Genomic DNA, 20,847 nt, shown 5'->3' on the forward strand with positions numbered 1-20,847 from the left:
GATGACCGGGCGGAAAGAAAGAAGGGACGCCGAAGCGTCCCTTGCAGATTCTTGAGCGGCTGACGTTGCAGCCCGACCGGCCGATGATGACGGCTGCGGTCAGGTCAGCGCAGGCTCCGCCTTGGGTACGTCGATGTCGATGCCGTCGAGCAGCGAGTCGCCGTGGTGAGCGGCAGCTGCGAGCGCGTCGTTCTCGGCCTGAATCCGTACAAGCTCGGATTCGAGGTCCTGTACACGCTGCTGCAGCCGTCGCATCTCGGCGAGGAGTCGCGGGTCGGATCCGCCGACGTAACCGAGAAGCGCCTTTGCCATGATGGATGGTCCTCCACAAATGAGTGACCGACCGAAGCGGTGTGGGTCGTGAGGGAATGTCGCACCCGCGATGTCTGCCATCACCGTTGTTCACAATGTCAAACAGGTAGGGTGCGCGGGGATTCCAGCGTCTCACCAAAAGGTTGGACGGTCAACACGATCACACGCCGTACGGCCGGGCGGCCCGGTGGCGCGCGGCGGCTGCATGCGCGGCGCTGCTCACTCCAGGAGGCCCGTGGCGCTTGGAGATCATCCTTACGGCCGCAGCTTTCCATGGCCGCGCGTTCTTGGCAACCACCAGGTCATCCCGCCCCCGCGCACATGACAGCAGCACTTCGGAGCCCCTTCCCGGCACCTACGGAAGGGGTCGGGACGCGGAGTGGATCAACGGATCTCGAAGCCCTCGTACCCGCCCCGCGGAATGTCCCAGATATCCGTCACACCCTTGACCTGCCCGGGCGTGTCGCCGGCGCGCAGCCACCCCAGCAGCTTCTCGCAGCCCTCACGCGAACCTTCGGCCACGACCTGCACGCGGCCGTCGTAGAGGTTCGAGGCGAAGCCTGAGAGACCACCGATCTCCAGAGCCTCCGCTCGGGTGAACCAGCGGAACCCAACACCCTGGACACGGCCCCGCACCCACGCGGTGAGCCGGACATCTTCGCTCATGTCACCACGCTAACCGGCCAATTGCTCAAGAAGCACACGGGCCCCATCCGTGATGGCGTACAGTGCCCGCGAATAACAGCTCACTCATCCGAGTGAAACATGGTGTCTCCAACGCATGTGGAGGAAGGCAGCGATGGGCCGCCACCGACGCACTGCTTCCGCGCCCCCGCCGAGGATCGGCGCCGGCCGGCACCGAGGTGCACGACGGGGCTACGCGCCAGTCAGGACGGGTCTCCTCGGCGCTTCGGCCGCCATGGCCGTAGGAGCCGTGGCCATGGCCTCCGGGCTGCTGCCGGGAGGCGACGAGTACACGGTCGGCGGTGCCGTCGGCCAGGGCAGCCAGGTGGAGACCGGGGGCATACCCGGCTTCGACCCCCAGGGCACTGCCTCCACGAACCCCACGAGCCGCCCCTCGAGCCCGATCGGCCGCGGCAACGACCCCACGGGATCGCCCAGCTCGATCCCGTCCCGGTCGCAGCAACCGGAGAAACCCTCCGAACCGTCGCAGCGGCCCTCTGCTCCCTCGGACGACGAGAGCAAGCCGTCCACCTCCCGTCCGCCCAAGGAGAAGCCGGAGAAGCCGAGGCCCGGTACCGGCTCGCCCGGCTCCGAGTCCTCCGCCGAGGCCACGGTCCTGAGCCTGGTCAACAAGGAGCGGAAGGAAGCCGGTTGCCGTCCGGTGAAGCGCGACAAGGGCCTCGCCGATCTGGCCGAGGCCTTCAGCGAGGACATGGCCGACCGCGACTTCTTCGACCACACGGACCCCGACGGCGAGAATCCCTGGGATCGGGCGGATGTGCTCGGGATCCTCGGCCTGGGCGGCGAGAACATCGCCCGCGGCCAGCAGGACGCCGAGGGAGTCATGGACGCCTGGATGGCCAGCCCCGGGCACCGCGCCAACATTCTCAACTGCGACTACAAGAAACTGGGCGTGGGCGCCCAGTTCGGCGACGGCGGCCCCTGGTGGACGCAGGACTTCGGCTTCTGAACCGTCCGGTCGCGGACCGCCGCCCCGGCTAGGGCAGGCGGTCCGCCCCACGCGGACAACGCGGCACCGTCGTCCGCCACAGCCGTACGCAGGACAGCAACGTCGCCGCGAGCAGCAGGCCGTTCCGCAGCACCACCACGGCGACCCCCTGCCATGAACTGCCCACCACAGCACCGAAGAACAGCGGATAGTCGACGGTGGTCACCGCGGCCGCGAGCAGCAGCAGCACCGCCACCGGGCGCTGCGTCGTCCGCCCCACCGTCAGGCACACCGCGGCCAGTCCGATCAGCCAGATCAGGTACTGCGGGCTGATGACCCGGCTCGTCGCCGTGAAGAGGAGTACGGCGGCGAGCGCGGCATCGTAGGGCGTGGCATCGGTCCAGCGGCGGGCGCGCACCCGCCACAGCAGCAGCCAGGCGAAGGCCACGGCGGTGAGCAGCAGCGACGCCCCCGCCACCGTGGAGACGTACGGGCCGACGAACTCGAACGAGCCGTACTGATGCTTGATCTCCCCCGGCCAGCCGAACAGCCGCGCCGCGTGCAGCACCGCGCCGCCCATCGACTCGATCTCCACACCCCGCTCCTGCTGGGCGAAGAGAAAGGCGAACGCGCCCCGGAATCCCACCGCGAGCAGCAGCAGCAGGACACCGGCGGACGCGGCGAGGGCGAACCAGGCCTCGCGCGTCGTACGACCCCGGGGTGTGCCGAGCACGGTCAGCACCGGCCAGACCTTGATCACCGCGGCGAGGCCGGCCAGAGTGCCGCCCAGCCGCGGGCGGACCGGCAACGCGAGCAGCGCGAGGACGGCGAGACCGGTGACCAGGACGTCGTAGCGGGCGAGCGGCAGGCTCAGCAGCAGCGGGAGGGCGAGCGCCCACATCCACGCTCCTGCCAGGCTGCGTCCACGGCCCCGGTGCGCGGCCAGCACCAGGGCCAGCAGGACCACGGCGTCGGCGACGAGCATGAGCAGCACGAAGGCCTGGAGGTAGCTGATCCGGGGGACCAGGCCGGGCACGACCATGACGAACGCGGCTCCGGGCGGGTACTGCCAGCTCACGTCCCCGATGGGGAACGATCCGCCGCGGAGCTGCTCGTCCCACCCGTGGTAGAGCACATGGACCTCTGCCGCGATGTCGTCGTGCCCCTGGCGGAGCAGGGCCAGCATCAGCAGGCGGGAGGCGGTCCAGTACGCGGCGAGGACCAGCCAGTCGCGCGGCCAGGTCCGCGGCCGGTGCCAGCGGAGCCGACCGTCCGGAGCGTCCCGTACCGGAGCGGGGCCGGCCTCCTTCCGCGCCGACGGCGGGGCGGCTTCGCGCACCCTTCTGGGCTCTTCCAGGCCAACCGCCGTGGGCGCTTCCGTCACCATCGCCTCCGCGTACGCCGATGAGGGTTCGTGAGGATCCCTGAACCGAAGTAGGACAAACCTCACTGAATATAGGCAATTAGTGACCTTGTGTGGTTCACGCGCGCCGGGCGGAACGGACGCAGGAACCCGCGCGGCAGGGCCTGTTCGGATGCGGCGGGGCGACGGGGCGGCGGGGGCTCAGGGCGGGGCGGCCGGGCTCAGCGCGGGGCGAGGGTTCTGCGGACCGGAGGGCGCTGGCAGCGAGGGCAGTAGTAACTGGAGCGGTTCATCCAGGGGCGGCGGCGGATCGGGGTGCCGCAGCGGCGGCAGGGCTCGTCCTCGCGGCCGTAGACGTCCAGGGAACGGTCGAAGTAGCCGGATTCGCCGTTCACATTGACGTAGAGGCTGTCGAAGCTGGTGCCGCCGACGGCGAGGGCTGCGTTCAGCACATCCCGTATGTGGCCGAGCAGTTCGGCGCTCCGGGGCCGGGTCAGGGTCGCCGTCGGCCGGTCGTAGTGCAGCTTGGAGCGCCACAGGGCCTCGTCGGCGTAGATGTTGCCGACGCCGCTGATGAGGGACTGGTCGACGAGGGCGCGCTTGACGGTCGTACGGCGGCGGCGCAGCGCGGCATGGAACGCGGGCTCGTCGAAGGCCGGATCGAGCGGATCGCGCGCGATGTGGACGATGGCGTCCGGCAGCCCGTCCGGCGCCCCCGGCACCTGGGCGTGCAGGGACAGACCGCCGAACGTCCGCTGGTCGACGAAGCGCAGCTCCGTCCTCGTATCGTCGGCGAAGCGGAAGCGGATGCGCAGATGGGTCTCGTCGGGGGCGTCCTCGGGCTGGACGAGCAGCTGACCGCTCATGCCGAGGTGGCCGAGGACGGAGGTGCCGGTGCCCTCGACGGGCAGCCAGAGGTACTTGCCGCGGCGGTGGACCGGGCCGAAGGTGGCGCCGACGAGCCGGTCGGCGAAGTCGGCAGGGCCGGCCAGGTGGCGGCGGATCGCGCGGGCGTGCAGCACCTCGACCGAGGCGATGGTGCGCCCGGACACCCACCGGTCCAGGCCGCGGCGGACCACCTCGACTTCGGGCAGCTCTGGCACGGGGGTTCCTCCGGGAGGATCGACGGATCACAGGCGCGCCCCAGGTCATTCCCCCGGGCGGCGCGCGGACACGTCCGCGAGTGTGCCGGGCGGAGTGGTGTGCCCCACGTCCGCGGCGGACGTGGGGCCATGACCGGTTTTGCGGACCCCGTGCGGTGCGCGTGGGCGCGAGCGGACATGACGGTGCCCGCGACCGCACGAACAGCGGCGGCCCGGCGCAGGCCGGGCCGCGGGAGAAGCCTTCGTGACGCCTCCCGCCCGTCCCCGCGGAGGGGCCGGGCGGGCCGCTGCGTCAGCCTGCCGAGTGGTCGGCGTTGGCGCGGGAGTCCTTCGACCCGCCGTCACCGACGGCTTCGGGCTTTCCGGTGCCGGAATCCCCCTCCGCCTTCGCCTTGGCCGCGGCGTCCGCGGCCTCGCGGATCGCACGCCAAGCGGTCTCCGCCGCCTGCTGCTCGGCTTCCTTCTTGCTGCGGCCGGTGCCGGTGCCGTACGCGACACCACCGACGCGGGCAGCAGCCGTGAAGGTCTTCTCGTGATCGGGCCCGGTCTCGGTGACCAGGTACTCGGGCACACCGAGCCCCTCGGTGGCGGTCAGCTCCTGGAGGCTGGTCTTCCAGTCCAGGCCCGCTCCGAGATTCGAGGACTTCTCGATCAGCGGGTCGAAGAGCCGGTGCACCAGCTCACCTGCCGCCTCGAGACCCTGATCCAGATAGACCGCGCCGATCACCGCTTCCAGGGTGTCCGCGAGAATCGATGCCTTGTCCCGGCCCCCTGTGCCCTCTTCGCCCCGGCCGAGCCGGATGAACGAGCCCAGTTCCAGGCCGCGGCCGACCTCCGCGAGCGCGCGCGAGTTGACCACCGCGGCCCGCAGCTTGGCCAGCTGGCCTTCGGGCAGGTCGGGGTGGATGCGGTACAGCGTGTCGGTGACCACCAGCCCGAGCACGGAGTCCCCGAGGAACTCCAGCCGCTCGTTGGTGGGCAACCCGCCGTTCTCGTACGCGTAGGAGCGATGGGTCAGCGCACGCACCAGAAGGGCGGACTCGAGCCGATAGCCGAGCCGCCCTTCCAGAAGCGCATGGGACGAGGCCTTGTCTGCCTGAGCCTTTTTCGGCTTACTGGCGTCCGACATGAAGCCTGTCACCCGCCGTTCAGACCTCGAGGACCTGGCGGCGGTTGTAGGTGCCGCAGCTCGGGCACGCGATGTGCTGCAGCTTCGGCTCGTGGCAGCGCTCGCACGCCACCAGGGTGGGGACCGCAGCCTTCCACTGCGACCGGCGGTGGCGCGTGTTGCTGCGCGACATCTTCCGCTTCGGAACAGCCACGGCTACTTCTCCTGCTTCTCGTCGACGCCCGCTTCGGCGCCGCTCATGTCGTCCTTCTCGCCGCCCTTGAGTGAATCGGCGAGTCCCTGCAGTGCCGCCCAACGGGTGTCGGCGGCGTCGTGTCGGTGGTCCGGGTCGTCCGCGAGCCGTGCCCCGCACTCGGGGCACAGTCCGGGGCAGTCCTCCCGGCACACCGGCTGCAGCGGCAGTGCGAGCACCACCGCGTCCCGCAGCACGGGTTCGAGGTCGAACATGCCGTCCTCGAGGAAGAGCATGTCCTCGTCCTCGGCGTCGTCGCCGGATTCCGCTTCGCGGCTCCGGTCATCGGCGTCGGGGTAGGAGAACATCTCCTGGAAGTCCGCTTCGAGCTCTCGCCCCAGCGGCTCCAGACACCTTACGCACTCCCCCTTGAGCGGCGCACGGGCGGTGCCTGTGACAAGCACCCCTTCCATGACCGACTCCAGGCGGAGGTCGAGCTCCACCGTCGCGTCGCCGGGCACCCCGATGACCTCGATGCCGAGGTCCGCCGGGGCGTCGACGGAGCGGGTGAGCCGCTGGAGCGCGCCGGGACGCCGACCCAGCTCATGCGTGTCGAACACGAGCGGGTTGCGGTGGTCGAGGCGGGCGTTCAGGGCTTCCTGCTTTCTACGCTGCGGTTCCGGCCGCCCGGACGTCCGGAGCGATCACTCCGGGCGGGTGCGGGCAGCCTTGATCGCGGACGTACACGCGACCGAAGGGCCCAGGATACTGGACGGGGCGCTGTGGACCCAATCCGCCCGCTGCCGGGGCCGACCCGGCCCCGGAGCGCGGGTCGGTCAGCGGCCCTGTTCGTACTGCCGGAGCTGGTCGAGGTCGATCATGCTCGTGTCGAACAGGCTCGTCTCGTCCAGCGCCGCCGCGCTCTGTGGCGCCTGTTGCTGCTGTTGCTGCTGCTGCTGGGCCTGCTGCTGCGCGTACGCCGGGTCGTACCCCTGCTGGTATCCGTACGGGTCCTGGTAGGTCCCGTACGCGTCCTGCTGCGGGTACGCCTGCTGGTATCCGTACGGGTCCTGCTGCTGATAGGCGGCGGAGGCCGTGTAGTAGTCCTGCTGGGGTTGCATCTGCGCCGGCACATGGGCCTGGGCCGCGGCCTGCTGGGGCTGGGCCGGGACCCGGACCTGCTGGTCCTGGCCGGCCAGGCCCGCCAGGTACTCCGCGTCGGAGGTCTGCGGGACCTGAGCCATGCCGTCCTGCGCGGCCATGTGCGCGCCCAGCTCGTCGCTGGCCTGCCGCCCGTGCAGCTTCTGCCGGCCGCGGCCGACCGCCTCCAGGGTCTTGGACAGCACGGCCTCGAAGGCGCCGAGCTTGGTGTCCACGTAGACGTCGGCACGATCGCGCAGGGTGGCGGGGTCGGCGCTGCGCTCGGGGGCGTCCTCGTCCTCGTACCCCTGCTCGTCGAGGCCGGGGCCGCGGCCGAGCAGCTTCTCGCGGCCGCGGTCGACGGAGCCGATGGTCTTGGTCAGGACGACCTCGAAGTTGGCGAGCTTGCTGTCGACGTAGTCGTCGGCCTCGGCCCGGATCTCCTCGGCCTCGCGGCGGGCCTCGGCCACGATGCGGTCGGCCTCCTGCTGGGATCGCAGGGCGACCTCGGTGCCGGACACCATGGAGCCGCGCTCGGCGTGCGCGCCCTGGATGATCCGCTCGGCCTCGGTGCGGGCCTCCTCGACCATCCGCTCACGGCCGCCGAGCAGTTCCTGGGCCTGGGCGAGCGAGCCCGGCAGAGCGGCGCGGACCTCTTCGAGCATGGCGAGCAGCTCGGAGCGGTTGACCACGCACGAGGCCGACATGGGCATGGACCGGGCGCTGCCGACGGCCTCGACGATCTCGTCGAGTTTCTTCTGCACGTCCACGTTGGGGTTCGCCACTCTCTACCGGGATGGGTCGGGTCGTGACGACTGTACGACCACGGGGCACCCGCCGACACCTGTTGACGAACTGTCAGATCGGAGGGGAGTCCGGCGAGTCGCCGCCCGTCGTCATGCGTCGCGCTCGCCGAGCCGCTTGACCAGCTCCTCCAGCACCAGCGGCGGGACGAGATGGGACACATCACCGCCCCAGGCCGCGACCTCCTTGACCAGGCTGGAGGAGAGGAAGCTGTAGGTGGGGTTGGTGGGGACGAAGAGGGTCTCGACGCCCGAGAGGCCGTTGTTCATCTGGGCCATCTGCAGCTCGTAGTCGAAGTCGCTGACCGCGCGCAGGCCCTTGACGATCGCCGGGATGTCGCGCTGCTTGCAGAAGTCGACGAGCAGGCCGTGGAAGGCCTCGACCTTGACGTTGCCGTACTCCGCGGTGACCTGTCGCAGGAAGTCGATCCGCTCGTCGACGCTGAACAGGCCCTTCTTCGACTTGTTGATCATCACGGCGACGTACACCTCGTCGTACAGCTTCGAGGCGCGGCCGATGATGTCGAGGTGTCCATTGGTGACGGGGTCGAAGGACCCCGGACAGACGGCGCGGCGCAACTGTGGTTCCTCGCTCTCCGGTCCGGTCATGACACGCGGGTGGGTGGTGCTGCGGTGCGCGTCGAGGCGGCGCGACCGTACCAAAGCGTGCCCTCGCCGTAGCGACGGGCTCGCAGCCCTTCGAACCCGGCCGGCCACCGGAATTCTCCGCTTCTGGTGCTGCGCTCCACGGTGACCAGCGTGTCACCCGCGAGCCAGCCCTCCGCACGGAGTGTGAGGAGGATCTCGCGAAGATCGTCATCCGTGACCGCGTAGGGCGGGTCCAGGAAGACCACGTCGTACGGGTCGGCCGGAGCGGGTCCCGTCAGCAGCTGCTCGGCCCGGGCGTTGCGGACCTCGGCGCCGGGGAGGCCGATCACGCGCACGTTGTCCCGTATGACCCGGGCCGCGCGGGTGTCGGCCTCCACGAGCAGCACATGCCCGGCCCCGCGGGACAGCGCCTCGAGCCCGACGGCACCGGATCCGCCGTACAGGTCCAGGACCCGGGCTCCGTCCAAGCCGCCGAGCAGCGACTCCCAGGTGGAGAACAGGCCTTCGCGCGCCCGGTCGGAGGTGGGGCGGGTGCCGGTGCCCGGCGGTACGGCCAGGCGGCGTCCGCCGGCGGCTCCGGCGATCACGCGGGTCATGGGTGTCCGGTCCTTCTCGTCTGGAGGGGCAGCGGCCCCGCACGGCCGCTGCCCCTCCACGATATGGCGTCCGGCGCCGTCCGAACCCCCGCACCTCGCCAGCACGGGAGTCCGGACGGCGCCCGGGGCTAGTTCTGCGCGGGCGCCTCGACCGCGCCGACGAGCGCGGGCGAGGCGTACCGCGACCAGGACAGGCAGCCGTCGGGCGGGCAGGACTCGGGACGGCGCGGGTCGTGGCCGAGCTCGCGGAGCTTGGCGCGCACCGAGTCCGGCGTACGGCCGAAGCGCGCGGCTATCCGGGCGATCGTCTCGCCCTCGTGGAACCGCTGGGTGAGGTCCTCCTCGTGCTGCGGCACCCAGGGTGCGCCGTGACCGGGGAACAGCTCGCGCAGCACGTCGCGGTCGGGGATGGGCTCGGCCACGTCGGCGACGAGGGCGAGGGCGCGCAGGGCGCGGTTGAGCGCGATGCGCAGCGGCGGGACTTCGGTGAGCGGGAGAGTGAGGGCACCGGAGGCGAGGAGGGTCTCCGGGGTGTCTTCGTGCCAGCCGGTCAGGGTGAGGGTGACGGTGGAGTCGTCGTCGCTCGCGAGCTCGATCCGGAAGATCTTGTCGCCGAGCGGCAGTTCGTTCAGATGCCGGAATGCCATGAAACAAGCCCCCAATGGTCCAAGTCGGCCGATCACAGGGCGGATCGGTTCGGACTGGTTCCATCTTCTCAGGGGGGTCTGACAATCGGGCCTGCCGCCAAGGGAGTTGGGGCGGTGTGCGGAGAGGTGCGGAGGAGATGTTCCGAGGCACCCACGCCCGCGCCCCCTGCGCTGGTCGCGGCGGCTCTCAGCCCTTGTCGAGATCGCGCGGCTCTCAGCCCTTGTCGAGATACTGCTCGCGCTCGGCGTCCAGCAGCGCGTCCAACGCCGTGCGCAGCTCGGGGAGTCCGGTCAGCTCGGGGTCGGCGGAGACGATCGCCACGGCTTCCTCGCGGGCCGCCGTGATCACGTCCTCGTCCTCGATGACGGCGAGCATCCGCAGCGAGGACCGCACGCCCGACTGGGCCTGTCCGAGCACATCGCCCTCGCGCCGCTGCTCCAGGTCGATCCGGGACAGCTCGAAGCCGTCGAGGGTGGCGGCGACGGCGCCCAGCCGCGCGCGGGCGGGGCTCGCCTCCGGCATGTCGCTGACCAGCAGGCACAGTCCCGGTGCGGTGCCGCGGCCGACACGGCCGCGGAGCTGGTGGAGCTGGGAGACGCCGAACCGGTCCGCGTCCATGATCACCATCACCGTGGCGTTCGGCACGTTGACGCCCACCTCGATGACCGTGGTCGCGACGAGGACGTCCACCTCCCCCGCCCCGAACCGCCGCATCACGTCGTCCTTCGCGTCGGGATGCATCCTGCCGTGCAGGATCTCCACCCGGAGACCGGCCAGCGGGCCCGTCGTCAGCTTCTCCGCGGTCTCCAGCACGGCGAGCGGCGGCCGCCGCTCGGCGTCGTCCTCCGGGGAGGTACGCGCCTTGGCGGCCTTGTCGTCCTCGTCGTCCCCGATGCGCGGGCACACCACATACGCCTGATGGCCGTTCCCGGCCTCCTCGCGCACCCGCTCCCAGGCGCGCGTGAGGAAGTGCGGCTTGTCCTGGGCAGGTACGACATGGCTGGCGATCGGCGAACGCCCGGCGGGCAACTGGTCCAGGACGGAGGTCTCCAGATCTCCGAACACCGTCATCGCGACGGTGCGCGGGATCGGGGTCGCCGTCATCACCAGCAGATGCGGGGGCCGTTCGGCCTTCGCGCGCAGCGCGTCGCGCTGCTCCACCCCGAAGCGGTGCTGCTCGTCGACCACGACCAGTCCGAGGTCGTGGAACAGCACCTTGTCCTCGATCAGAGCGTGGGTGCCGATGACGATCCCGGCCTCGCCGGTGACCAGGTCGAGCAGCGCCTGGCGGCGGGCGGCGGCACCCATCGAGCCGGTCAGCAGCACGACCTTGGTGGCCTCCTCCGCCCCTCCGAGCATGCCGCCCTCGGCCAGCTCGCCCATCATCTCGACGACGGACCGGTGGTGCTGCTGGGCCAGCACCTCGGTAGGCGCGAGCATGGCGGCCTGCCCGCCCGCGTCGACGACGCCGAGCATGGCGCGCAGGGCCACCATCGTCTTGCCGCTGCCGACCTCGCCCTGGAGGAGCCGGTGCATCGGGTGCTCGCCCGCGAGATCGCCGAAGATCTCGGCGGAGACCTTCCGCTGGCCTTCGGTGAGCGTGAACGGCAGCTTGGCGTCGAAGGCGTCCAGCAGGCCGCCCTCGCGCGGTGCGCGGGGCACGGCGGGCAACTGGCCCTCGGCGTGGCGGCGCCGGGCCAGGGCGACCTGGAGCACGAACGCCTCGTCCCACTTCAGGCGGTCCCTGGCCAGGGCGATATCGGCCTTGGTACGCGGCCGGTGGACGCGGTGGAACGCCTCGGGGAGCGTGGCCAGCCCCCGGCTCTCCCGCAGCTCCGGGGGCAGCGGGTCGACGAGGTCGCGCCAGCCGTCCGCCTCGAAGGTGTCCAGCAGCGCGCCGACCGACTTGGCGATCTTCCAGGACGGGAGCTGCTTGCACGCCGGGTAGAGCGGCAGCAGCTGGTTCGCGAAGGCGTCGGCCGCCTCGGCGGCGTCGCCGTCTCCGGCGCGGTCCAGCAACTCGTAGTCGGGGTGGGCGAGCTGGCGGACGCGGTTGAAGACCGAGACCTTGCCGGCGAACATCCCCCGCCGTCCGGGCAGCAGTTCGCGCTCGTGGTGGTGTGCGGCACGGCCGAAGAAGACCAGGGTGAGGGAGCCGCTGCCGTCGGTGACGACGACCTCCAGCCGGACCCCTTTGCCGCGGTTGAAGGTCTTCTTCGCCGCCTTGGCGACCTGCGCGACGACCGTGACGTGCTCGTCCAGCGGGAGGTCGGCGAGGCGGGTCAGCTCTCCGCGCTCGGCGTAGCGCCTCGGGTAGTGGTGCAGCAGGTCGCCCACCGTGTGCAGGCCGAGATGGTCGGCCATCACCTTCGCGGTGGTGCCGCCGACGGTCTTCTTCAGGGATTCATCGAGCGCGGGCACGCGGTCCATTGCACACCATGGGTGTGACAGAACCGGCACTGCTCCGTCCCCGCGTGCCCCGGGCGTCCCGTCCGCCGCACCCGCCTCACGAGCAGCACGCCGCCCGTACGGGCCGTCGTACGCCCTGCCCGGACTCCGGCCTCACTCGACGCCGATGAGCAGCGGTACGGACGGCTGGCCGCCCCGGTAGATCACGGTGTCCACGGCGAGATGGCTCTCCCGTACCTGCGCCTCCAGGGTCTCGCCGAGGTCGTCGGGGATGCCGGAGCCGAGCACGAGGGTGACCATCTCGCCGCCGGCGGCGAGCATCCGGTCGAGCAGGACGGCGGCGGTTCCCGCCAGATTGGCGCCGATCACCGCCACGTCGCCGTCGATCATGCCGAGGACGTCCCCGGCCTCGCAGACCCCGGCCGTGGTGAACGACTGCCGCTCGGCGACGGCGAGTTCGGCGTAACGGGTGGCGCCGGCGGCGGAGGTCATGGCGACGACGTCCTCGTCGAAGCGGCGGTCGGGCTCGTGCACGGCGAGGGCGGCGATCCCCTGGACGCTGGAACGGGTCGGGATGAGCGCGACCCGGATCCCTTCGGCGCGCGCCTGCTCGACGGCCGCGGCGGCGGTGTGGCGCAGGGCGGGGTCGTTGGGCAGCAGGACGACCTCGCGCGCGTGCGTCCGGCGGATGGCATGCACCAGTTCGCCGCTCGCGGGGGGCTCCCCGGGGCGCGCGGTGACGACGGTCGCACCGGCCTCCCGGCACAGTCCGGCGAGCCCTTCGCCGGGGACGACGGCCACGACGGCGCGTCCGGCCCGTTCGGTCCGCTCGCGCTCCTCGCCCGGGGCGCCCGGGGTGCTCTCCGCGGCGGCCGCTGCCGCGCCGAAGTGGGTGATCCGGATCCGGTACGGGCGGCCGGCGTCGACACCCGCCTCGACGGCCGCTCCGGCGTCGTCCACATGCACGTGGACGTTCCAGAGCCCGTCACCGCCGACGACGACGAGGGAGTCGCCGAGTACGTCGAGGCGTGAGCGCAGGACGGCGACGGCCTCGTCGGTCGCCTCCAGGAGGTAGATCACCTCGTAGGCGGGCCCCGAACGGGTCTCGCCCGGCGGATGGCCCTCCCCGGAGGGGCGGCCCTCGCCGGGGTGGTGGAACGCGGCGGGGAGCACGGCCGCGGACAGGGGCCCGGTCGACGAGGCGAGTTCGGACGCGGTCGCCTGTGGGGGCGTACAAGCGGCCTCGTACGCCGCGTCGCGGTGTTCCCGTGCCGTCCGGCGAGGGGCGGTGCCCGCGCGGTCGGAGGCGTCCCCCGGCCCGCCCTCGGCGACGTGCGCCCCGGCGGGGCCTTCGCCCGGGAGACCGGTGGGCCCGGCCGCGCCCGGCAGCGGCGCGGCATCCGTACGCCCCTCAACTGCCGCAGCACTCTGCCCGGTTGACGGCCTCCCCGTCGGTGCGCCCACGACCTCCGGGGACAGCGGCGTCACCCTGTGCATCTCCCCCGCGGCGACCGCGGCAGCGTCGGTGGCGCGCCGCTGCGCGGGCGCCGAGGCCGCGGTTGCCGTACGGGCGGGGGCGGAATGCCGGGACGAGGTGGCGGCGTGGCGGGACGGTGCCGCCGCGATGGGGCCCATGGCCGTCTCGCCCGAGACGGCCTCGACCAATGACCCCAGGACCGTGACGAGTCCGGAGCCACCCGCGTCCACGACACCGGCACGGGCCAGGACGTCGAGCTGCTCAGGGGTGGCGTCCAGGGCCGTACGCGCTCCCTCGTACGCCGCGCGCGCCACTGCCGCCGCGCCGCCTTCCGCGGCTTCGGCGGCGTCGGCGGCCGCGGAGGCCACGGTGAGGACGGTGCCCTCGACGGGATGGGCGACGGCCTCGTACGCCGACTCCGCGGCCCGTCGCAGCGCGCGCCGCAGCACCTCGGCGGCGTCGGCACGCCGCGGTCCGACCGGGCCGTCGTCCCGGTCACCGGAGCCGGTGCTGCCGGTGCCGGAGTCGCCGGGCTCCGCCGCCAGCACGTCGGCCATGCCGCGCAGGAGCTGGGCCAGGATCGTGCCGGAGTTGCCGCGTGCACCGATCAGCGCGCCGTGGGCCATGGCCCGTACGGCGTCGGGCAGGTCGGGCCCCTCCTCGTCGGCCACCGCCGCGTGGGCCGCGAAGACCGCGTCCACGGCCTGCGCCGCCGACTCCAGGGTCAGGTAGAGATTGGTCCCGGTGTCCCCGTCCGCGACCGGATAGACGTTGATCGCGTCGATTCCCTCACGGGCCTGCCCCAGGGCTTCGAGGGCCAGGCCGCACCACGTGCGTACCGTGGAGGCGTCGAGGGTGTGCGGCACCAGCGTCCTCCTCGGACCGGGGCGGAGGGATTGCGCGGAGGGGATGCTCCGCAGGGTAGCCGCGGGGCCGGACGAGGCCGGGGCCGGGGCCCCGGCCGGTCATGGTAGTTTCGTTCTACGGGAGCGGCCGTTGTATGCTGCTCCGGTTGCCCGGCGAGAGCCGGGCCATTCCCACCCGGAACTGCCGGTCAGTGACTGATTTCGGCGAGGCCGGAATTTCACTGTAAGTGCATCTGAAGTCTTTGGAGTGACCCGTGGCTGCCAACTGCGACGTCTGCGGCAAGGGGCCGGGCTTCGGCAACAACATTTCGCACTCGCACCGCCGCACTCGCCGTCGTTGGAATCCCAACATCCAGACGGTGCGCGCAGTGGTCGGGCGGACGCCGAAGCGGCTCAACGTCTGCACCTCGTGCATCAAGGCCGGCAAGGTCGCGCGCTGACGTAACGTCGTAGCGCAGCCCTCGCCGGTTGCCGAAGCCGGTCCGCCCATGGCGGGCCGGCTTTTTCGCTTGCCCGCATGCCTGAGCGCCCGCGCTCCTGACCACGCGTACGCCGCCCGTACGCGCGCACGCGGTCCTAAGGGCCATCCTGGCGCCACCGCCACCCGTGGTCGACCGGGCCGATCCCCTCACCCAGCGGGAAACCCGCGGCGATCGCCCCCGTCACGTACTCCTTCGCCGCCGCCACCGCCTCCGGTACCCCCTGCCCCTTGGCCAGTTGTGCGGCGATCGCGCTCGCCAGGGTGCAGCCGGTGCCGTGCGTGTGGCGGTTGTCGTGGCGTTCGGCCCGGAGCCAGTGCTCCTCGGTGCCGTCCGTGAGCAGGTCCACGGCATCACCGTCCAGGTGCCCGCCCTTGATCAGAGCCCAGCGCGGGCCGAAGGCGAGCACGGCGTCCGCGGCCGGGCGCAGATCGGACTCCGCCGCGACGCGCACGCCGGTGAGTTGTGCCACTTCGTCGGTGTTCGGGGTGGCGACCGTCGCGAGCGGCAGCAGCGCGTCGCGTACGGAGTCCAGGGCCTCGGTGGCGAGCAGCGGGTCACCGTGCTTGGAAACGCTCACCGGGTCGACGACGACGGGGACTTGGAGGCCCGCGAGCAGATCCGCGACCGCACCGACGAGTTCGGCCGTCGCCAGCATGCCGGTCTTCACGGCCTGTACGCCGATGTCGTCGACGACGCTGCGGAACTGCGCCCGTACGGCGTCGGCCGGCAGCTCCCACGCGCCTTGCACGCCACGGGAGTTCTGCGCCGTGACGGCCGTCAGCACGCTCATCCCGTGCGTGCCCAGCGCCAGCATCGTCTTGAGGTCGGCCTGGATGCCCGCGCCTCCGCCGGAGTCGGAACCGGCGATCGTCAGAACGCGCGGCGGTATGCGGGGCGTCGCCCCCGGGCCAGTGTCCATACGGCGCTCCCTGCGGCGGTCACTGCCTGCGGCAGATCCGGCGGTGCCTGCGGAGGATCTCACGACCACCGCATCCGGATCACGGGATCCGCAGCCGCGTCAGTCTAGGGGGCGTCCTCGATGTCCCCGAAGTGGTCCCAGCCGCCCTTGTCCCACGGTGCTCCGTCCACCGTGACCCGGGGCAGCGCGGAGGGGTTGAGGACCTCCCCGATCACGCGCCAGCGGGCCGGGAGTTTCACGTCCGGCGGGAAGGTCGCGACGATCGCATGGTCCTCTCCCCCGCCCAGCACCCAGGTCATCGGGTCGACGCCGACCGCCTGTCCGATGTCGGACATCTGCGTGGGGATGTCGATGGCCGCGGCCTGCAGGTCGATCCGCACCTTGCTCGCCTCGGCGATGTGCCCGAGGTCGGCGACCAGTCCGTCGCTCACGTCCGTCATCGCGGTCGCGCCGAGCCCCGCGGCGGCCGGGCCCGCGTGGTACGGCGGTTCGGGCCGCCGGTGCGCCTCGACGAACGCGCGCGGCGAGCGGAATCCGCGGGAGAGGACCGCGTGCCCGGCGGCGGACCAGCCCAGCCAGCCGGTCACCGCCACCACGTCCCCGGGCTGTGCGCCGGCACGGGTCACCGGCTCGTGGTTGCGCAGATCACCGAGTGCGGTGATGGCGAGGGTGATGGTGTCCCCGCGGACTACGTCACCGCCGACCACGGCGGCGCCCGCCACCTGGCACTCGTCCCGGATGCCGTCCATCAGCTCGGTCGTCCAGGTCACGGGCAGGTCGGCGGGGACGACGAGGGCCAGGAGGAGAGCCGTCGGTACGGCGCCCATGGCCGCGATGTCGGCGAGGTTCTGCGCGGCCCCCTTGCGCCCGACGTCGTATGCCGTGGACCAGTCGCGACGGAAGTGCCGTCCTTCGAGGAGTACGTCCGTACTGGCCACCACCCTCCGGTCCGGCGCGGCAACGACCGCGGCGTCGTCCCCCGGCCCGAGCCGTACGGCGGGGGTGGTGGTGAGCCGCGAGGTCAGCTCCCTGATGAGCCCGAACTCCCCCAGCTCGCCCACGGTGCCCTTCATCGGTGTGCCCCTTCTGCCCCAATGGTTTTGCGCTCGCGTGCCGACTGTGGTGCCGGTACGGTCATCCTGTTCCACTCCGCCGCGGTGAGCACGCCGTGCGCCGCGCGGGTCTCCCCGTGCCGCTGCGCGACGCGATACCGTGGCGTCCCTTCTCTCCACATGATCCTCGTGGCCGCCCTGGAGGTTCCGTGGTACAGGCGTACATCCTGATCCAGACCGAGGTCGGCAAGGCCTCGACCGTCGCCGAGACGATTGCCAAGATCCCGGGGGTGATCCAGGCCGAGGATGTGACCGGTCCGTACGACGTGATCGTGCGGGCGCAGGCCGACACCGTGGATGAACTGGGTCGCATGGTGGTGGCGAAGGTCCAGCAAGTGGACGGCATCACGCGGACCCTGACCTGCCCGGTGGTTCATCTGTAGCCCCCGTCTATGCTCGGCCGGTGAGTGATTCTCCTCTCCGGCGCTTCCCCCTGCCCGTTGCCGCACTGCTGACCGCCGTCGGTCTGTCCGCTCTTTCCGGCTGCTCCTTCAGCGACGAGAGCGGCGGCCGCCCGGTTCCCACGCCGTCCTCGGAGGCCGCCGACCTGTGCCGGAAGCTCCAGGAGCGGCTGCCGGGAACCCTGGACGGGCTCGACCGGAGTGCCGACGGGCCCGATTCGGACTTCGCGGCGGACTGGGGGGACCCAGCCGTGCAGCTGCGCTGCGGGGTGCCGCGGCCCGAGCTGCTCACGCATGGAAGTGAACATTACAACCCCACGGCCAAGGGGTTGGAGGTGAACGGCGTGCTGTGGCTTCCCGAGAAACAGGACGACGGCTACCGCTTCACCACCACGGGACGCCTGGCGTACGTGGAAGTGACGGTGCCGGGGACGTACGCGCCCGAGACGAACCCGCTGCTCGACCTCGCCAAGGCCGTGAAGAAGAGCGTGCCGAACGAACTCTGAGCCCCGGGCTCGGGGCCCGGGGCTCTGGGATACCGCGTGCCGTACGGGATTCAGCGCAGCCCGGTGGGGCGGCGCAGCGCGGCCTGGATCAGCCGGTCGATCAGCTCCGAGTAGCTCACTGCGGTCTCCTGCCACATCCGCGGGTACATGGAGATCGGCGTGAAGCCCGGCATCGTGTTGATCTCGTTGATCACGAACTCCCCGCTGTCCAGCAGGAAGAAGTCCGCGCGGACCAGGCCCTCGCAGGAGGCGGCCTCGAAGGCCCGGACGGCCAGTTCCCTGACGCGTGCCGTCTCCTCCTCGGTGAGCGGGGCGGGCACGATCCCCGCGGCGGAGTCGATGTACTTCGCCTCGAAGTCGTAGAAGTCGTGGTCGCTGCCGGAGGGGATCTCGGCGGGGACGCTCGCCCGCGCTCCGTCCTCGAACTCCAGCACCCCGCACTCGATCTCCCGGCCGCGCAGCAGGGACTCGACCAGGATCTTGGGGTCGTGGCGCCGGGCCTCCTCGACGGCCTCGTCCAGACCCTCGAGTCCGCTGACCTTGGTGATGCCCATCGAGGAGCCCGCGCGTGCGGGCTTGATGAACAGCGGCCATCCGTGGTCGCCGGCGAAGTCCACGATCTTCTTGCGGGCGGCCGCGGGATCCTGCTCCCATTCGCGGGGCCGGATCACCTCGTACGGGCCGACGGGCAGCCCGTAGGAGATGAACACCCGCTTCATGTACTCCTTGTCCATGCCGACGGCGGAGGCGAGGACACCCGAGCCGACGTACGGGATCCCGGAGAGCTCCAGCATGCCCTGGATCGTGCCGTCCTCGCCGTACGGCCCGTGCAGGACGGGGAAGACGACGTCGACCTCGCCGAGCGCCTTGGGCACCGAACCGGGCTCGGAGTACACGACCTCGCGGCTGGCCGGATCCACCGGCAGCAGCACGGCCCCCTCGGAGGAGGACTCGGCGAGCTCCTCGACGCTGGGCAGCTTCCGGTCGGCGATCGCCATGCGCTCGGGGGCATCGGCGGTGAGCGCCCAGCGGCCGTCGGGGGTGATGCCGATCGGGAGCACGTCGTACTTCTCGCGGTCGATGGCGCTCAGCACGGCGCCCGCGGTGACCACGGAGATCGCGTGTTCCGAGCTGCGCCCGCCGAAGACGACGGCCACACGCGGCTTGGGGCTCTGGGGGGAGTGCTCGCTGCTCATATCGCGACGACCCTACCGAACAGTTCGGGCCACGTCAGTGCCGCTCGGCCTTGGCGCTCCGCGACATCAACTCCTTCAGCGCCACAAGCGGCTGCTTTCCGTCGTGCACGATGCCGACCACGGTCTCCGTGATGGGCATGTCGACCCCGTGGCGCCGGGCCAGATCGAGTACGGACTCGCAGGACTTGACGCCCTCGGCGGTCTGCTTGGTGACCGCGATGGTCTCCTCCACCGTCATGCCGCGGCCGAGGTTGGTGCCGAAGGTGTTGTTGCGGGACAGCGGCGAGGAGCAGGTGGCGACGAGGTCGCCCATCCCCGCAAGACCCGCGAAGGTACGGGCATCGGCGCCCATGACCAGTCCCAGGCGGGTGGTCTCGGCCAGACCGCGGGTGATGAGGGACGCCTTGGCGTTGTCGCCCAGCCCCATGCCGTCGGCGATGCCCACGGCGAGCGCGATGACGTTCTTCACGGCGCCGCCCAGCTCGCAGCCGACCACATCGGTGTTGGTGTACGGCCGGAAGTACGGCGTGTGGCAGGCGGTCTGGAGGCGCTGGGCAACCGCTTCGTCGGCGCAGGCGACCACGGCGGCGGCGGGCTGCCGGGCGGCGATCTCCCGGGCTAGGTTGGGTCCGGTGAGAACCGCGACGCGCTCCGCAGGAGCCTTGGCGACCTCCTCGACGACCTCGCTCATGCGCTTGGCGGTGCCGAGCTCGACACCCTTCATCAGGCTGACGAGCACGGTGTTCGCGGGCAGCAGCGGCGCCCACTCGGCGAGGTTGCCGCGGAGCGTCTGGGAGGGGACGGCGAGCACGGTGAACTCCGCACCGCGGGCCGCCTCCGCGGGATCGGTCGTCGCGGTGACGGAGACGGGAAGTTCGGTCCCGGGAAGGTAGTCGGGGTTCGTGTGGCCGGTGTTGATGGCGTCGGCCACTTCCGGGCGGCGGCCCCACAGGGTCACCTCGCAGCCGGCGTCGGCGAGCACCATCGCGAAGGCCGTGCCCCAGGATCCGGTGCCGAAGACGGCGCAACGCGTCACGAGCTCTCCCCCTGCTCCTGGACCTTCTTCCGCTCCGGGGCGTTCGTCTGCTCCCGTTTCGCCCTCTCCGCCTGCAGGCCCGCCTTTCTGCGCTGCTCGGCGCGCGCCTGGCGGTGGTCGTACGGCTCCGCGGGCACGGGCTCCTCGCGCAGTTCGGCGAGGAGTTCCGTGACGGCCGCCATGATGGTGTCGGTGACGGCGCGCAGGACCTCGGAGCTCGGCTCCATCCCGTAGTAGGCGGAGAGGTCGACCGGCCGACCGGCCTTTACCAGCAGCGTCTTGCGCGGGAGGAGACGGAACTTCCTCTCCACCGCGTAGGGCGGCATCGCATGGTTGGCGCCCCACTGCGCGACGGGGATGACCGGCGCCTTGGTCATCAGCGCGACGCGGGCGGCGCCCGTCTTGCCCTGCATCGGCCAGTGGTCGGGGTCGCGGGTGAGAGTGCCCTCGGGGTAGAAGGCCACGCACTCACCGCGTTCGATGGCGTCCACGGCGGCGCGGAAGGCGTCTATGGCGTCGGTGGACTCGCGGTAGACGGGGATCTGGCCGGTGCCGCGGAGCATGGTGCCCACGAAGGGCGCTTTGAAGAGCCCGGCCTTGGCGAGGAATCGCGGGACGCGACCGGTGTTGTACTGGAAGTGCGCATACGACAGCGGGTCCAGATACGAGTTGTGGTTCACCGCCGTGATAAATCCGCCCTCGGCCGGAATGTGCTCCATTCCTCGCCAGTCCCGCTTGAACAGCACCACCAGCGGCGGTTTTGCGATGACCGCGGCCAAGCGGTACCAGAAGCCGATTCTGCGGCGGGACACTCGGACACCCTCCTCGTGGGACCTGCTGAGCTGCGGATCGACAGCCGCACAAGTGTCGCCCCAGGGTCCCGGTCTGTCGAGAACACCGTAACCCCGTGCCATCCGGGCGGCTGCGAGGGCCAC

General features: G+C 71.5%; 22 protein-coding genes. 4 read left to right on the top strand and 18 right to left on the bottom strand.

All coding sequences use genetic code 11. The features are described 5' to 3' along the window. Positions 1–99: 99 nt before the first annotated feature. The gene (locus ACGFNH_RS09000; RefSeq protein WP_360846670.1) at positions 100–312 is read right to left on the bottom strand and encodes a hypothetical protein; all 213 of its coding nucleotides are present in this window, start codon (positions 310–312) and stop codon (positions 100–102) included. Between the two features lie 384 nt (positions 313–696). Further along, complete coding sequence (locus ACGFNH_RS09005) at positions 697–978, bottom strand: acylphosphatase (protein ID WP_393652390.1); 282 nt, start codon at positions 976–978, stop codon at positions 697–699. A gap of 133 nt (positions 979–1,111) precedes the next feature. On the opposite strand from ACGFNH_RS09005, the gene ACGFNH_RS09010 reads away from it, so the two are divergent. Continuing rightward, entirely contained in the window at positions 1,112–1,966 is an 855-nt protein-coding gene (locus ACGFNH_RS09010; protein ID WP_393652391.1) for a CAP domain-containing protein, read from the top strand. 28 nt (positions 1,967–1,994) lie between these two features. On the opposite strand, the gene ACGFNH_RS09015 is transcribed toward ACGFNH_RS09010, so the two are convergent. The 11 genes from ACGFNH_RS09015 to ACGFNH_RS09065 form a co-directional block, all read right to left on the bottom strand. Beyond that, on the bottom strand, positions 1,995–3,284 hold the full coding sequence (locus tag ACGFNH_RS09015; protein ID WP_393652392.1) for a glycosyltransferase 87 family protein: 1,290 nt from the start codon (positions 3,282–3,284) through the stop codon (positions 1,995–1,997). A gap of 245 nt (positions 3,285–3,529) precedes the next feature. After that, positions 3,530–4,411 carry a bifunctional DNA-formamidopyrimidine glycosylase/DNA-(apurinic or apyrimidinic site) lyase gene (mutM, locus tag ACGFNH_RS09020; protein WP_393652393.1) on the bottom strand — a complete coding sequence of 294 codons (882 nt, stop codon included), beginning with the start codon at positions 4,409–4,411 and terminating at the stop codon, positions 3,530–3,532. Positions 4,412–4,703: 292 nt separating this feature from the next. Next, positions 4,704–5,540 (bottom strand): ribonuclease III, encoded by an 837-nt coding sequence (gene rnc, locus ACGFNH_RS09025; protein ID WP_393652394.1) that lies wholly within the window; start codon positions 5,538–5,540, stop codon positions 4,704–4,706. 19 nt (positions 5,541–5,559) lie between these two features. After that, entirely contained in the window at positions 5,560–5,733 is a 174-nt protein-coding gene (gene rpmF, locus ACGFNH_RS09030; RefSeq protein ID WP_065965136.1) for a 50S ribosomal protein L32, read from the bottom strand. Between the two features lie 2 nt (positions 5,734–5,735). Then, positions 5,736–6,365: a YceD family protein gene (locus tag ACGFNH_RS09035; RefSeq protein ID WP_393652901.1), complete on the bottom strand. Its 630-nt coding sequence runs from the start codon at positions 6,363–6,365 to the stop codon at positions 5,736–5,738. Between the two features lie 183 nt (positions 6,366–6,548). Then, the gene (locus tag ACGFNH_RS09040) at positions 6,549–7,622 is read right to left on the bottom strand and encodes an ATP synthase F0 subunit B (RefSeq protein ID WP_393652902.1); all 1,074 of its coding nucleotides are present in this window, start codon (positions 7,620–7,622) and stop codon (positions 6,549–6,551) included. 126 nt (positions 7,623–7,748) lie between these two features. Beyond that, positions 7,749–8,234, bottom strand: a complete 486-nt coding sequence (gene coaD / locus ACGFNH_RS09045) for a pantetheine-phosphate adenylyltransferase (RefSeq protein ID WP_393652903.1) — start codon at positions 8,232–8,234, stop codon at positions 7,749–7,751. A 26-nt stretch (positions 8,235–8,260) separates the two neighbouring features. Continuing rightward, entirely contained in the window at positions 8,261–8,860 is a 600-nt protein-coding gene (gene rsmD / locus ACGFNH_RS09050; protein WP_393652395.1) for a 16S rRNA (guanine(966)-N(2))-methyltransferase RsmD, read from the bottom strand. Positions 8,861–8,988: 128 nt separating this feature from the next. Next, positions 8,989–9,507, bottom strand: a complete 519-nt coding sequence (locus ACGFNH_RS09055) for a hypothetical protein (RefSeq protein ID WP_393652396.1) — start codon at positions 9,505–9,507, stop codon at positions 8,989–8,991. A gap of 214 nt (positions 9,508–9,721) precedes the next feature. Then, a complete protein-coding gene (recG, locus tag ACGFNH_RS09060; protein ID WP_393652397.1) occupies positions 9,722–11,938 on the bottom strand; it encodes an ATP-dependent DNA helicase RecG in 2,217 nt (738 codons plus the stop codon). A 132-nt stretch (positions 11,939–12,070) separates the two neighbouring features. Further along, a complete protein-coding gene (locus tag ACGFNH_RS09065) occupies positions 12,071–14,260 on the bottom strand; it encodes a DAK2 domain-containing protein (RefSeq protein WP_393652398.1) in 2,190 nt (729 codons plus the stop codon). A 254-nt stretch (positions 14,261–14,514) separates the two neighbouring features. Between ACGFNH_RS09065 and rpmB the strand changes: the two genes are divergently transcribed. Continuing rightward, on the top strand, positions 14,515–14,700 hold the full coding sequence (gene rpmB / locus ACGFNH_RS09070) for a 50S ribosomal protein L28 (RefSeq protein ID WP_014628431.1): 186 nt from the start codon (positions 14,515–14,517) through the stop codon (positions 14,698–14,700). Between the two features lie 136 nt (positions 14,701–14,836). Here the strand turns inward: rpmB and thiD are convergent, their stop codons facing one another. Together thiD and ACGFNH_RS09080 are read right to left on the bottom strand one after the other, a co-directional pair. Next, on the bottom strand, positions 14,837–15,661 hold the full coding sequence (thiD, locus tag ACGFNH_RS09075) for a bifunctional hydroxymethylpyrimidine kinase/phosphomethylpyrimidine kinase (RefSeq protein WP_393652399.1): 825 nt from the start codon (positions 15,659–15,661) through the stop codon (positions 14,837–14,839). A 104-nt stretch (positions 15,662–15,765) separates the two neighbouring features. Beyond that, the gene (locus tag ACGFNH_RS09080) at positions 15,766–16,734 is read right to left on the bottom strand and encodes a thiamine-phosphate kinase (protein WP_393652400.1); all 969 of its coding nucleotides are present in this window, start codon (positions 16,732–16,734) and stop codon (positions 15,766–15,768) included. Between the two features lie 188 nt (positions 16,735–16,922). On the opposite strand from ACGFNH_RS09080, the gene ACGFNH_RS09085 reads away from it, so the two are divergent. Both ACGFNH_RS09085 and ACGFNH_RS09090 read left to right on the top strand, forming a co-directional pair. After that, entirely contained in the window at positions 16,923–17,156 is a 234-nt protein-coding gene (locus tag ACGFNH_RS09085) for an Lrp/AsnC family transcriptional regulator (protein ID WP_064070330.1), read from the top strand. 20 nt (positions 17,157–17,176) lie between these two features. After that, positions 17,177–17,680 (top strand): DUF3515 domain-containing protein, encoded by a 504-nt coding sequence (locus tag ACGFNH_RS09090; protein ID WP_393652401.1) that lies wholly within the window; start codon positions 17,177–17,179, stop codon positions 17,678–17,680. Positions 17,681–17,730: 50 nt separating this feature from the next. Here ACGFNH_RS09090 and ACGFNH_RS09095 read toward each other — a convergent pair whose 3' ends face one another. The 3 genes from ACGFNH_RS09095 to ACGFNH_RS09105 are packed head-to-tail and all read right to left on the bottom strand — an operon-like array spanning position 17,731 to position 20,724. Continuing rightward, positions 17,731–18,876 (bottom strand): D-alanine--D-alanine ligase family protein, encoded by a 1,146-nt coding sequence (locus ACGFNH_RS09095; RefSeq protein ID WP_393652402.1) that lies wholly within the window; start codon positions 18,874–18,876, stop codon positions 17,731–17,733. 34 nt (positions 18,877–18,910) lie between these two features. Further along, on the bottom strand, positions 18,911–19,861 hold the full coding sequence (locus tag ACGFNH_RS09100; protein ID WP_393652904.1) for an NAD(P)H-dependent glycerol-3-phosphate dehydrogenase: 951 nt from the start codon (positions 19,859–19,861) through the stop codon (positions 18,911–18,913). Positions 19,862–19,908: 47 nt separating this feature from the next. Further along, positions 19,909–20,724: a lysophospholipid acyltransferase family protein gene (locus ACGFNH_RS09105; RefSeq protein WP_393652403.1), complete on the bottom strand. Its 816-nt coding sequence runs from the start codon at positions 20,722–20,724 to the stop codon at positions 19,909–19,911. Positions 20,725–20,847 lie beyond the last annotated feature (123 nt).

The sequence above is a fragment of the Streptomyces sp. NPDC048639 genome, assembly GCF_043199075.1.
Taxonomy (GTDB): Bacteria; Actinomycetota; Actinomycetes; order Streptomycetales; family Streptomycetaceae; genus Streptomyces.